This is a genomic window from Streptomyces gossypii, from assembly GCF_025165795.1.
Classification (GTDB): Bacteria; Actinomycetota; Actinomycetes; order Streptomycetales; family Streptomycetaceae; genus Streptomyces; species Streptomyces gossypii.
This window is the reverse complement of sequence record NZ_JAJAGO010000015.1, coordinates 1-11,804: the sequence shown is the minus strand read 5'-3', so window position 1 is coordinate 11,804 and position 11,804 is coordinate 1. Positions and strand designations below refer to the sequence as shown.

Here is an 11,804-nt window from a genome sequence, read left to right as displayed (position 1 = left end):
GTCTCGCGGTCAGTCCTGTCCGTAGCGCGGATCGACCGACTCCGGGGAGAGGCCGAGCAGTTCGGCGACCTGCTCGACGACGACCTCGTGCACGAGCAGTGCGCGTTCGTCGCGGTTCTTGGTGCGGATCTCCACCGGGCGGCGGTAGACGATCACGCAGTCCGGGCGGTCGGAGTGCGCGGGGACGACCCGGCCGAGCGGCACGATGCCGGAGTCGTCCGGCTCGGCGTCGTCCATGCGGGGCACCTCCTGCACCGCGAAGTCGACCCCGGCGAGCTGCGGCCAGTGCCGCTCCAGGCGGTCGGCCGAGTCACGCACCAGATCGTCGAAGGTCTCCGCCCGGCTCGTCACCAGCGGCACCTGGGGCGGCGCCACCGGCCCGCGCATGCCACGGCCATGGCGGTCTCGGCGGCGCGGCCGCGGATCAGCGGGGCGGGGCGGGTCGTTCATCACCCCGAGCCTAGCCGTCTCCCGGCGCCCCCGGCGCCCATCGAGTCATACCGAGCGTACGCGTACGGTGCCGTACGGTCGCCGCCCCGCCGGCCGCGGGGCCGGCCGCGGGCAAGGGTGACGACACGGCGGAGTGACGTCCCGGGGGAGTCGTCGCAGCCCGCTCAAGAGTGCGGTACCGTCCAACGTCGTGAGTCCTGTACGTCGCTGTTCGCGCTCCGCGTGCGGTCGCCCTGCCGTGGCGACGCTGACGTACGTCTATGCGGATTCGACCGCCGTGCTCGGCCCCCTCGCCACCTATGCCGAACCGCACTGCTACGACCTCTGCGCCGACCACTCGGAGCGGCTGACGGCCCCGCGCGGCTGGGAGGTCGTCCGGCTGGCGCTGGACTCCGGCCCGGCCCGGCCCAGCGGCGACGATCTGGAGGCGCTGGCGGACGCCGTGCGCGAGGCCGCTCGTACGCACCGGGGCAGGCCGGAGCGCGGCGACCCCTCCCCGGCGGGCCCGGGCGGGCGCGACGCCGATCCGATGGAGGTCGCCCGGCGGGGGCACCTGCGGGTGCTCCGCTCCCCGGAGCCCTGAGAGCCTGGCCGGGTGACCTCGCACCGTCCGGCTGGTCCACGCGCGTTACGCCCGCCCATTCTGTTAGGGGCTCTAAGAGCCCCTAACAGAATGGGCGGTCGATCAGCTTGCGGCGTCTGGTGCGTGCGCTCGCAAGGCGGAGGATCGTCCTCGTACTGGGCGTACATGGACGACTCCGACAACGCGGCGAGCGCGCGTGCCAGGCGTCGCAAGCCGACCGCCCATTCTGTTAGCGGCTCTAAGGGCGTGGGGGAGGTCCTCGCCCTGCCGCCGCCGTTGCCCTCCCTCCCGACGGGTACGTTTGTGGCTCCGTTGAGAACTCCAGGAGGGCTGGGTGGCCGTGGCTGATCTCTCGCAGATCGTGAAGGCATACGACGTACGCGGTGTGGTGCCGGACCAGTGGGACGAGGGGCTGGCCGAACTGTTCGGCGCGGCCTTCGTGCAGGTCACGGGCGCCGGTGCGATCGTGGTCGGGCACGACATGCGGCCTTCGTCGCCAGGCCTCTCGGAGGCGTTCGCGAGAGGCGCGACGGGCCGGGGCGCGGACGTCACCCTGATCGGGCTCTGCTCGACCGACCAGCTGTACTTCGCCAGCGGCAGCATGGGGCTGCCGGGCGCGATGTTCACCGCCTCGCACAACCCCGCCCGCTACAACGGCATCAAGATGTGCCGGGCCGGGGCGTCACCAGTTGGCCAGGACACCGGCCTGTCCGAGATCCGCGGCCTGGTGGAGGAGTGGTCCGCCGCAGGCTCCGCGGGCCCGCCCGCCTCCGGCGCGCCGGAGGGCTCCCTCTCCCGGCAGGACACCCTCACCGACTACGCCGCCTATCTGCGCACGCTGGTGGACCTCCAAGCCGTCCGCCCGCTGAAGGTCGTGGTGGACGCGGGCAACGGCATGGGCGGCCACACGGTGCCCACCGTCTTCGAGGGGCTTCCGGTCGAGCTCGACGCGATGTATTTCGAGCTGGACGGCAGCTTCCCGAACCACGAGGCCAACCCGCTCGACCCGAAGAACATCGTCGACCTCCAGGCCCGGGTGCGCGAGTACGGCGCCGACCTCGGACTGGCCTTCGACGGCGACGCGGACCGCTGCTTCGTCGTCGACGAGAACGGCGACCCGGTCTCCCCCTCCGCGATCACCGCACTGGTCGCGGCGCGCGAGCTGGCCAAGTCGCCGGGGGCCACGGTCATCCACAACTGCATCACCTCCTGGTCGGTCCCCGAGGTGGTCAGGGAGTCGGGCGGCGTTCCCGTCCGTACCCGGGTCGGGCACTCCTTCATCAAGCAGGAGATGGCCGCGACGGGGGCGATCTTCGGCGGCGAGCACTCGGCGCACTACTACTTCCGCGACTTCTGGAACGCGGACACCGGCATGCTGGCCGCCCTGCACGTACTGGCCGCGCTCGGCGGCCAGAGCGGTCCGCTCTCCGCGCTGGTGGCCTCCTATGACCGCTACGCCTCCTCCGGAGAGATCAACAGCACCGTCCAGGACCAGGCCGCCAGCGCAGCCGCGGTCAAGGCGGCCTACACGGGCCGCGAGGGGGTCACGCTGGACGAGCTGGACGGGCTGACGGTCACCGCCGCCGACTGGTGGTTCAACCTGCGTCCTTCCAACACCGAACCGCTCCTGCGCCTCAACGTGGAGGCACGCGAGCCTTCGACGGTCGCCGAGGTGCGCGACACCGTGCTGGCCCTGATCGGCTGAGCCGGTCCCCGTCGTTTCGTCGACCGGTCCGCGCACGTCCGCGTCCTGCCGCGGCCCGGCGGTACGCTGGGCCGCACAGCAGCGCCTGCCTCTGAAGGGACATCCCCATGCCGCTCGAAGCCGGTCTCCTCGAGATCCTCGCCTGCCCGGCGTGTCACGCGCCGCTCCGCGAGGAGTCGCAGGCCAGCGACGCGGACGCCGGGGCCGACAGCTCCCCTCCGGGCGAGCTGGTCTGCACCGGGGGTGCGGACTGCGGCCTCGCATATCCGATCCGCGACGACATTCCGGTCCTCCTCGTCGACGAAGCCCGCCGCCCGGCCTGACCGCCTGACACGCCTGGCACACGCCCGAACCCGTTTGACACTCCGGCTCAAGACCCCGCCGACGACCGATCGGAGGCTCGACCCGATGCTCGACGAGTCCCTGCTGGATGCCCCTGACGCGCTGGCCCGCGCCGATGCGGCGGGATTGCTGCTCGGCGCGGCGGAGTCCGGGGCGCGCACGCGCACGGCCATAAGGCAGGCAGACGACGCCGGGCTCTCCGCGTTGCAGCCGGACGGGCGGCCCCGCTCCGTGCTGGTGGCCGGGTACGGCCCGGTCACCAGCTGTGTGGCCGACCTCCTCGGCGCGTTCTGCAACGGCGGGGTGCCGGTCACCCTGCTCCGCCCCTCGGGCGCGCTGGCGGCCCCCTCCGCGCTCAGCTGGATGCTGCCCGGCTGGGTGGGCCCGCTCGACCTGCTGCTCCTCACCACCGCCGAAGGCGAGGAGCCCGGCCTGGAAGCGCTCGTCGAACAGGCGTACCGCCGGGGCTGCACGGTCGTCGCCATCGCCCCGCCGCGCACCCTGTTGACCGAGGCCGTCGGGCAGACGCGTGGACTGGCGGTTCCCCTGGCCGCCGCCCCCGCCGCCTACGAGTCCTCGCACGGACAGCAGGAACCGTCCGGGACGGTGCGGCTTCCCGCCACCCAACCAGGCACCCTCTGGGCGATGATCACCCCGCTGCTCGCGCTCGCCGACCGGCTCGGCCTGGTCTCCGCGCCGACGTCCGCGTTGCAGAAACTCGCCGACCGGCTGGACCGGGTCGCCGAGCGGTGCGGCCCGGCCATCGACACCTACAGCAACCCCGGAAAGACCCTCGCCGTCGAACTCTCGGGCGCGCTGCCGCTGTTGTGGAGCGAGGGAGAGGTGGCGGGCGCCGCCGCCCGCCACGCCGCCACCACCCTCAGCGCCCTCGCCGGGCGACCGGCACTCGCGGCCCGGCTGCCCGAGGCCCTCACGGCGCACGGCGCGCTGCTCACGGGCGCGCTCACCGGCGCGGGCGCCCAGCAACCGGACTTCTTCCGGGACAGGGTGGAGGATCCGGAGGCACTGCACACCCGCGTGGTGTTGCTGCGCGAGCAGGACCGGGCGCGGGATTCGGCCGCCGTCGCCGCCCGTGAACTGGCGTACGCGCACGACTCCCCGCTCAGCGAGCTGGAGCCCGCCGAGGGCAGCACCGGGCTGGAAGCCGCCGCAGAACTGATCGCCACGCTGGATTTCGCCGCCGTTTACCTGGCGCTCGCCGCCGGCGACGCATCCTGAACCGCGCGCATCAGCACGCCAGCATCAGCACGCCAGCATCAGTACGCCAGTACCAGCACTGCCACGAGCACCAGCACCAGCACCGTCACCGCAGACAGTCAGGAAGCCCGCACCACATGGACCGCCTCGACAATTCCGTGCGTCCCTACGCCTGGGGATCCGTCACCGCCCTCCCCGAGCTGCTCGGCGTACCGCCAACCGGTGCACCGCAGGCCGAGATGTGGATGGGCGCGCACCCCGGAGCCCCGTCCCGCGTCGACCGCGACAGCGGCCCGGTCACACTCTCCGAGGTGATCGCGGCGGACCCGGAGGGTGAGCTCGGCGCCGTGACGACGGCAGCCTTCGGGCCCCGGCTGCCGTTTCTGCTCAAGGTGCTCGCGGCGGCTTCCCCGCTCTCCCTCCAGGTGCACCCGGACCTGTCGCAGGCCGCCGAGGGCTTCGCCGCCGAGGAGGCGAGCGGCGTCCCGCTCGACGCCCCGCACCGCAACTACAAGGACGCCAACCACAAGCCCGAACTGCTGTGCGCGCTCACGCCGTTCGAGGGCCTCTGCGGCTTCCGGCACGCGTCGGAGGCCGCCGCGCTGCTCTCCGGCCTCGATGTCGACGGCCTGAAGCCTTACGCGGACATCCTGCACGCAAGCCCGGAGGGCGACGCACTGCGGGAGGTGCTGACCGGCCTGCTGACCGCCGACCGGGCGGCGCTCGCGGAAACCGTCGCCCAGACGGCCGCCGCCGCCGAACGCCTCAGCGGCGGCACCCACGCCGACACGCCGCAGGGGGTCGCCTACGCCACCAGTGCCTCCCTCGCCCGGCACTACCCCGGGGACCCGGGGGTCATCGCCGCGCTGCTCCTCAACCACGTACGGCTGCAGCCCGGCGAAGCGCTGTATCTCGGGGCCGGGGTACCGCACGCCTACCTGAACGGGCTCGGCGTCGAACTGATGGCCAATTCCGACAACGTGCTGCGCTGCGGCCTCACCCCCAAGCACGTCGATGTGCCGGAGCTGCTGCGCATCGTCCGCTTCGAGGCGGGCGAGCCGGAGATCCTCCGCCCGGACCCGGTGGGCGGTGAAGAGGTCTACCAGACCCCCGTCGAAGAGTTCCGGCTCTCCCGACTGGTCCTCGAAGCGAGCCGTCCCGGCCGCGAGTTGGCGGGGCGTACGCCCCAGATCCTGCTGTGCACCGCCGGCCGCGTCACCCTCCGGGATGCGGCGGACGGCACCGAACTGGTCCTGGAGCGCGGGGAGTCCGCGTATGTGAAGTCGGGCAGCCGCCCGGAAGTCTCCGGCGGGGGTACGCTCTTCCGCGCCACCGTGGCCGTCTGACCGGACGGCCGGGCGCACAGGAACACCCGGAGAAAGGGACCCCTCTCGCATGAGTGCAGCAGGCGGAACGAAGGCGATCGTCGCCGCCCTGGTAGCCAACGCGGCCATCGCGGTGGCCAAGTTCGTGGCCTTCGCCTTCAGCGGCTCGTCCTCGATGCTCGCGGAGGGCGTCCACTCCGTCGCCGACTCCGGAAACCAGGCGCTGCTGCTGGTCGGCGGGAAGAAGGCGAAGCGGGCCGCCAGCGAGGAGCACCCCTTCGGCTACGGCCGCGAGCGGTACATCTACAGCTTCCTCGTCTCCATCGTCCTTTTCTCCATCGGCGGCGTCTTCGCGCTCTATGAGGGCTACGAGAAGATCAAGCACCCGCACGAGCTGGACCACTGGTACTGGCCGGTGGGCGTGCTGGTCTTCGCGATCATCGCCGAGACCTTCTCCTTCCGTACCGCAATCAAGGAGTCGAACGAGGTACGGGGCCAGCTGACCTGGCCCCAGTTCGTCCGCCGGGCAAAGGCTCCGGAACTGCCCGTCGTGCTGCTGGAGGACCTCGGTGCGCTCGTCGGGCTCATCCTCGCCCTCGGCGGTGTCGGGCTCGCGCTGCTCACGGGCGACGGGGTGTGGGACGGCATCGGCACCCTGTGCATCGGCGTGCTGCTGGTCCTGATCGCCATCGTGCTCGCCGCCGAGACCAAGTCGCTGCTGCTGGGCGAGGCGGCCGACGCCACCCAGGTCGCCCTCGTACGTGAGGCGCTCGTCGACGGCGAGACGGTCACCCGGGTCATCCACATGCGCACGCTCCATCTCGGTCCGGAGGAACTACTGGTGGCCGCGAAGGTGGCGGTGCGGCACGACGACACGGCCACCGAGGTCGCGCGTGCGATCGACGCGGCGGAGGCCCGTATCCGTACGGCGGTGCCGATCGCACGGGTGATCTATCTGGAGCCGGACATCTTCCGGGGCGAGGCGGCCGGTACTGCGGGCACTGGCACTGGCACTGACGCGGGCACTGACAAGAAGTAGCGACAAGAAGTAGCGACGCTTTTTCGGCCCCGGAACGCCGCTGACGCGGCGCGGGGCCGAAAACCGACCCGGAGTCGGTCTTGCACCCGACCGCGGCCATCCGCTCGACTGGGTCGGCGGTGTAGATTCGTAGAGCACAGACGTCGCTGCTGATGGCGGTCGGGCGGCCCGTTTCGGGTCACCGAGGGAGAGAGGGCCTTCGACGGACTGGGCTGTGACCAGGGGATACGTGTGCTCGTCGACGGGTAGTACCTGTCGTGCGCACGCGCCCGCCTACTGCGCCGCAGCACGGACCAGAAAGACACACCTCGACATCCCGAGGAGCAGCCAAGCATGACGACGACCGCCTCGACCTCCACCTCGACCGAGCAGGACTTCAAGGTCGCAGACCTCTCCCTCGCGGCCTTCGGCCGTAAGGAGATCGCGCTGGCCGAGCACGAGATGCCCGGCCTGATGTCCATCCGCAAGGAGTACGCCGCACAGCAGCCGCTGGCGGGCGCCCGCATCACCGGCTCGCTGCACATGACGGTGCAGACCGCCGTGCTCATCGAGACCCTGGTCGCCCTCGGTGCCGAGGTGCGCTGGGCCTCCTGCAACATCTTCTCCACCCAGGACCACGCAGCCGCCGCCGTCGTGATCGGCCCGGACGGCACCGTGGACGCGCCCAAGGGCGTGCCGGTCTTCGCCTGGAAGGGCGAGACGCTGGAGGAGTACTGGTGGTGCACGGAGCAGGCGCTGACCTGGCCGCACGCCGCCACCGGCGGACCGAACATGATCCTTGACGACGGCGGCGACGCCACGATGCTCGTCCACAAGGGCGTCGAGTACGAGAAGGAGGGGGCGGCTCCGGCCGTCTCCACGGCCGAGAACGACGAGCACCGGGTCGTTCTGGAGGTGCTCAACCGCACCCTGGCCGAGAGCCCGAAGAAGTGGACGAAGCTCTCCTCCGAGATCCGCGGGGTCACCGAGGAGACCACCACCGGTGTCCACCGGCTCTACGAGATGCACCAGGCCGGATCCCTGCTGTTCCCGGCGATCAACGTGAACGACGCCGTCACCAAGTCCAAGTTCGACAACAAGTACGGCTGCCGCCACTCGCTGATCGACGGCATCAACCGTGCGACCGACGTCCTGATCGGCGGCAAGACGGCCGTGGTCTGCGGTTACGGCGACGTCGGCAAGGGCTGCGCCGAATCGCTCCGCGGACAGGGCGCCCGGGTGATCATCACCGAGATCGACCCGATCTGCGCGCTCCAGGCGGCGATGGACGGCTACCAGGTCGCCACGCTCGACGACGTGGTGGAGACGGCCGACCTCTTCATCACCACGACGGGCAACAAGGACATCATCATGGCCTCCGACATGGCCAAGATGAAGCACCAGGCAATCATCGGGAACATCGGCCACTTCGACAACGAGATCGACATGGCCGGTCTGGCCGCCATCGACGGGATCGTCAAGGACGAGGTCAAGCCCCAGGTCCACACCTGGAAGTTCCCCGAGGGCAAGGTCCTGATCGTGCTGTCCGAGGGGCGCCTGCTCAACCTGGGCAACGCCACCGGCCACCCGTCGTTCGTGATGTCGAACTCCTTCGCCGACCAGACGATCGCGCAGATCGAGCTCTTCACGAAGCCGGAGTCGTACCCGACCGACGTCTACGTGCTGCCCAAGCACCTCGACGAGAAGGTCGCCCGCCTGCACCTGAACGCACTGGGTGCCAAGCTGACGACGCTGCGGAAGGAGCAGGCGGACTACATCGGCGTCCCGGTCGAGGGCCCGTACAAGTCGGACCTGTACCGCTACTGATCCAGGCGTGACCGGCATGCGCTGAACCAGGCCCAGGCCCCCGCCCACCACGGGCGGGGGCCTTCGGCCTTCCCGGGCCGTCCCACCGGCGGACGTAGAGTCGCCCTATGCCACGCGGTCGCTATTCGCTCCATGATCCGCACGATCACACCCCCCTCGGCGAAGAACACTTCCACTGCGCCACCGGCCCCAGCGGCTGGCGCTACGTCTCCCAGATCACCACGCCCGCGGGCGAGCACGCGGGCTCCGTCGATCTCACCCTGGACGCACTGGGGAGGCCCGTACGGATGGAACTCCACGCCTCGGGCTGGCAGGTCCGCGGCGCCGCCCTGGACGGCGTGACCTGGGTCCGCAGCTCTCCCACGGGCGAGGACGCGGAGCAGGGCAACGTCGCCGCCCACTCGTTCACCGGTGCGTCCCCCGCCTTCCTCGTCGCCACCGCGCGGCTGCTGCGCCCCGCCGCCGAGCAGCCCGCCGTGCGCGTCCGCCTCGTCGCTCTCACCCCGCCCGTACTCGCACCCCGCACTCTCGACCAGGCCTGGGCCAGGGGAGCGAGCGCCTCGCACGCAACGGACTCCACCCCGCTGGTGGTGGACAACTATCAGGTCAGCGACCTCGCGACGGGTGAGCAGCACGGCGTGCACCTCGCAGGCGACGTGGTGCTCGCCGCCCCGGGGATAGAGCTGGAGGAGCTGGACTCGCCGCCCTCGTTCTGACGAGCTCCCCTGCGGTCAGCCCGGCAGGTCAGCCCGGCAGTTCAGCCCGGCAGTTCAGCCCGGCGGTGTGAACCCGGAGCGGGGGCCCGGCGCCTCGTCCGGCCGTCCCGCCTCCTCCCGTCCGCCGCCCGGCGGGCCCTGCGGCACCGGGGGCAGCGCAGCCGGGCCCTCGGCGGGTGTGCCACCCGGCGGCGCGAACCCGGTCCTCTGCGAGGTCTCGGCACGCTGCGAGGTCTCGGCACCGCCCGGCACGGAGGCAGGGGCGGGCGCCGCAGAGGCACCGGCAGCGGACGTCGCCCCGTACCCGCTGGGCTCCGTGCCGTTCCCCGGCGCGCCAGGACCGAAGGCCCGGTACGCGTCACGCGCCTGCCGCTCCGCGACCACGCCCGCCAAAAAGGCCGCCGCGGACAGCCCCTGCGGCGGCGGCGCCCCCGTACACGCCCGCACGTCCGCCGCCAGCCGCTCCGCCATCGACTGGGCGACGACCGCGTCCAGCTGCCCCGCCCGCATCAGGTACTGCCGTACGGCCAGCCAGAGGCCGTCCGGGACTCGCGACAGGTCCAGTTCCGCGAAGCGCCCCGCCAGCCAGGGCGGCGGCGGAGGCATCCGCAGACCGGCACGCGCGGCAGGCACCCGCTCCCGTACGACCAGCGTCCCGGCGAACACGTCCCCGACGCGCCTGCCCCGCGCCGACACCAGCGACGCGATGCAGGCGATCACGCCCACGCACAGCTGGATCTCGACGAGCCCGATCGTGCCGCGCACCAGGGCATGCCGGAACCGCACCGGCCCGCCGTCCTCCTGTACGACCCGCAGCCCGCATATCAGCTTCCCCGCCGACCGGCCCCGGCTCAGTGTCTCGACCGAGACCGGCCCGCCCACCAGAACCAGCAGGAACAGCGCGACCTGTATCGCCGCCATCGCGGCGTCGTCCAGCCCCGAGGCGGCCGTCAGCAGCGTGAGGGAGAGCAGTATGTACACCGCCCAGGCCAGCACCAGATCGATGAACACCGCCAGCGCGCGGCTCGGCAGCTTCGCCGGCCGCAGCCCGAGTACGACGGCGTCACCCGTCACCAGTTGACTCACCGGCTGTGTCCTCCTCCACGGTGCCGCATCGGTTACGACCTCCACATCCCGTCGTCCGGACAGTCTGCCGCGTGCGACCGACTGTCTGCCAAGCTCTCCCCATGGACCTCGATGTCTTCGTCTCCACCCATCGGGCGGAGTGGGAACGGCTGGACGCACTCCTGCGCACCCGCCGTCGGCTGAACGGAGCGGAGGCGGACGAACTCGTCGTCCTCTACCAGCGCACCGCCACCCACCTCTCCCAGGTGCAGTCCAGCGCCCCGGACCCCGCCCTGACCGGCCGCCTCACCACCCTGGTGGCCCGGGGACGCAGCGCGGTGACGGGAACCCGCAGCGCGTCCTGGCGGGACGTCACACACTTCTTCACCGCGGGCTTTCCCGCCGCCCTCTACCGCACCAGGCACTGGTGGGTGCCGACCGCTCTGCTGTCGGTCGTGGCCGCGGCACTGATCGGCTGGTGGATCGGCACGCACCCGGAGGTCCAGGCGTCGATCGCCGCACCCGAACAGCTCCGCGAGATGACCCGGCCGGGCGGCAGCTACGAGTCGTACTACTCCAGCCATCCCGCCACCTCCTTCGCGGCTCAGGTCTGGACGAACAACGCCCAGGCGGTCGGCATCTGCCTGGTGTTCGGCGCCTTCCTCGGGATTCCGGTGCTCTGGGTGCTCTTCCAGAACATGCTCAACCTCGGTATCGGCATCGGCCTGATGCACTCGGCGGGCAGACTCGACACCTTCCTCGGCCTGATCCTCCCGCACGGACTGCTGGAACTGACGGCCGTCTTCGTCGCGGCGGGCACCGGGCTGCGCCTCGGCTGGACCGTCATCGACCCGGGGCACCGCAGCCGCCGTACGGCACTGGCGGCGGAAGGGCGCGCAGCGCTCGGGATCGCGCTCGGGCTGGCCGCCGTGCTCTTCGTCTCCGGCGCGATCGAGGGGTTCGTGACGCCGTCCGGGCTGCCGACCTCGGCCCGTATCGCCATCGGCGTCGTCGCCGAACTGGCCTTTCTCGCGTACGTCTACGTGGTGGGCCGCCGTGCGGTGCTCGCGGGGGAGACGGGCGATGTGGCCGCCGCCGACCAGCCTGCCGAACAGCCCACCGCGGCGTGATGTGCGTCGGGCCCCACCGACCTGCTAATGTCTGCATCACCGCGAAGGGCTGTTGACACGGCGCTCCGCGGGTAGTAGGTTTTAACGGTTGCCCCGGAGCTCGATGAGAGCGGGAGCAGCGGTGAACGCCTACTTATAGGGCGCAACCCAAGCTTCGAAATATGAATCCGTATGCGGATCAGCAAACGAAGCCCCTGAAACTTCCAGTGAATATCTTCTGGTAGAGTCGGGAACACGAAATACCGAAGGGAAAGCCCGGAGGGTGCCGGAGACGGTAACCAAAGGAAGCGTCCGTTCTTTGAGAACTCAACAGCGTGCCAAAAGTCAACGCCAAATGTTGATACCCCTGCTTCCGGCCTCCAGGCCGGGAGTGGTGGTTCCTTTGAAGTACAAAAGACAGCGAGGACGCTGTGAACAGTCGGATT

General features: G+C 71.1%; 11 protein-coding genes. 9 read left to right on the top strand and 2 right to left on the bottom strand.

The annotated features are described in order from the left end of the window. Positions 1 to 9: 9 nt before the first annotated feature. Positions 10 to 450, bottom strand: coding sequence for a metallopeptidase family protein (locus tag LHJ74_RS27545; protein ID WP_260220987.1), 441 nt, complete (start codon positions 448 to 450; stop codon positions 10 to 12). A 133-nt stretch (positions 451 to 583) separates the two neighbouring features. On the opposite strand from LHJ74_RS27545, the gene LHJ74_RS27540 reads away from it, so the two are divergent. The 8 genes from LHJ74_RS27540 (at position 584) to LHJ74_RS27505 (ending at position 9,184) form a co-directional block, all read left to right on the top strand. Continuing rightward, positions 584 to 1,033, top strand: coding sequence for a DUF3499 domain-containing protein (locus tag LHJ74_RS27540; protein WP_260220986.1), 450 nt, complete (start codon positions 584 to 586; stop codon positions 1,031 to 1,033). 340 nt (positions 1,034 to 1,373) lie between these two features. Further along, positions 1,374 to 2,738 (top strand): phosphomannomutase/phosphoglucomutase, encoded by a 1,365-nt coding sequence (locus tag LHJ74_RS27535; RefSeq protein WP_260221050.1) that lies wholly within the window; start codon positions 1,374 to 1,376, stop codon positions 2,736 to 2,738. Between the two features lie 107 nt (positions 2,739 to 2,845). Beyond that, positions 2,846 to 3,061 (top strand): Trm112 family protein, encoded by a 216-nt coding sequence (locus LHJ74_RS27530; RefSeq protein WP_260220985.1) that lies wholly within the window; start codon positions 2,846 to 2,848, stop codon positions 3,059 to 3,061. Positions 3,062 to 3,146: 85 nt separating this feature from the next. After that, positions 3,147 to 4,319, top strand: a complete 1,173-nt coding sequence (locus tag LHJ74_RS27525) for an SIS domain-containing protein (protein ID WP_260220984.1) — start codon at positions 3,147 to 3,149, stop codon at positions 4,317 to 4,319. A gap of 116 nt (positions 4,320 to 4,435) precedes the next feature. After that, a complete protein-coding gene (gene manA / locus LHJ74_RS27520; RefSeq protein ID WP_260220983.1) occupies positions 4,436 to 5,644 on the top strand; it encodes a mannose-6-phosphate isomerase, class I in 1,209 nt (402 codons plus the stop codon). A 49-nt stretch (positions 5,645 to 5,693) separates the two neighbouring features. Continuing rightward, complete coding sequence (locus LHJ74_RS27515) at positions 5,694 to 6,662, top strand: cation diffusion facilitator family transporter (protein WP_260220982.1); 969 nt, start codon at positions 5,694 to 5,696, stop codon at positions 6,660 to 6,662. A gap of 333 nt (positions 6,663 to 6,995) precedes the next feature. Beyond that, positions 6,996 to 8,468: an adenosylhomocysteinase gene (ahcY, locus tag LHJ74_RS27510; protein ID WP_260220981.1), complete on the top strand. Its 1,473-nt coding sequence runs from the start codon at positions 6,996 to 6,998 to the stop codon at positions 8,466 to 8,468. 107 nt (positions 8,469 to 8,575) lie between these two features. Continuing rightward, on the top strand, positions 8,576 to 9,184 hold the full coding sequence (locus LHJ74_RS27505; RefSeq protein WP_260220980.1) for a hypothetical protein: 609 nt from the start codon (positions 8,576 to 8,578) through the stop codon (positions 9,182 to 9,184). A 54-nt stretch (positions 9,185 to 9,238) separates the two neighbouring features. Here LHJ74_RS27505 and LHJ74_RS27500 read toward each other — a convergent pair whose 3' ends face one another. Then, the gene (locus LHJ74_RS27500) at positions 9,239 to 10,270 is read right to left on the bottom strand and encodes an RDD family protein (RefSeq protein ID WP_260220979.1); all 1,032 of its coding nucleotides are present in this window, start codon (positions 10,268 to 10,270) and stop codon (positions 9,239 to 9,241) included. Positions 10,271 to 10,371: 101 nt separating this feature from the next. Here LHJ74_RS27500 and LHJ74_RS27495 point away from each other — a divergent pair, with 101 nt between their 5' ends. Beyond that, positions 10,372 to 11,379, top strand: a complete 1,008-nt coding sequence (locus LHJ74_RS27495; RefSeq protein ID WP_260220978.1) for a stage II sporulation protein M — start codon at positions 10,372 to 10,374, stop codon at positions 11,377 to 11,379. Positions 11,380 to 11,804: the final 425 nt, after the last annotated feature.

Excerpts from the sequence above, each read along its gene's own strand:
- manA (WP_260220983.1), top strand. The coding sequence starts at position 4,436 with ATGGACCGCCTCGACAATTCCGTGCGTCCCTACGCCTGGGGATCCGTC.
- LHJ74_RS27515 (WP_260220982.1), top strand. The coding sequence starts at position 5,694 with ATGAGTGCAGCAGGCGGAACGAAGGCGATCGTCGCCGCCCTGGTAGCC.
- LHJ74_RS27505 (WP_260220980.1), top strand. The coding sequence starts at position 8,576 with ATGCCACGCGGTCGCTATTCGCTCCATGATCCGCACGATCACACCCCC.
- LHJ74_RS27525 (WP_260220984.1), top strand. The coding sequence starts at position 3,147 with ATGCTCGACGAGTCCCTGCTGGATGCCCCTGACGCGCTGGCCCGCGCC.
- LHJ74_RS27530 (WP_260220985.1), top strand. The coding sequence starts at position 2,846 with ATGCCGCTCGAAGCCGGTCTCCTCGAGATCCTCGCCTGCCCGGCGTGT.
- LHJ74_RS27495 (WP_260220978.1), top strand. The coding sequence starts at position 10,372 with ATGGACCTCGATGTCTTCGTCTCCACCCATCGGGCGGAGTGGGAACGG.
- LHJ74_RS27545 (WP_260220987.1), bottom strand. The coding sequence starts at position 450 with ATGAACGACCCGCCCCGCCCCGCTGATCCGCGGCCGCGCCGCCGAGAC.
- ahcY (WP_260220981.1), top strand. The coding sequence starts at position 6,996 with ATGACGACGACCGCCTCGACCTCCACCTCGACCGAGCAGGACTTCAAG.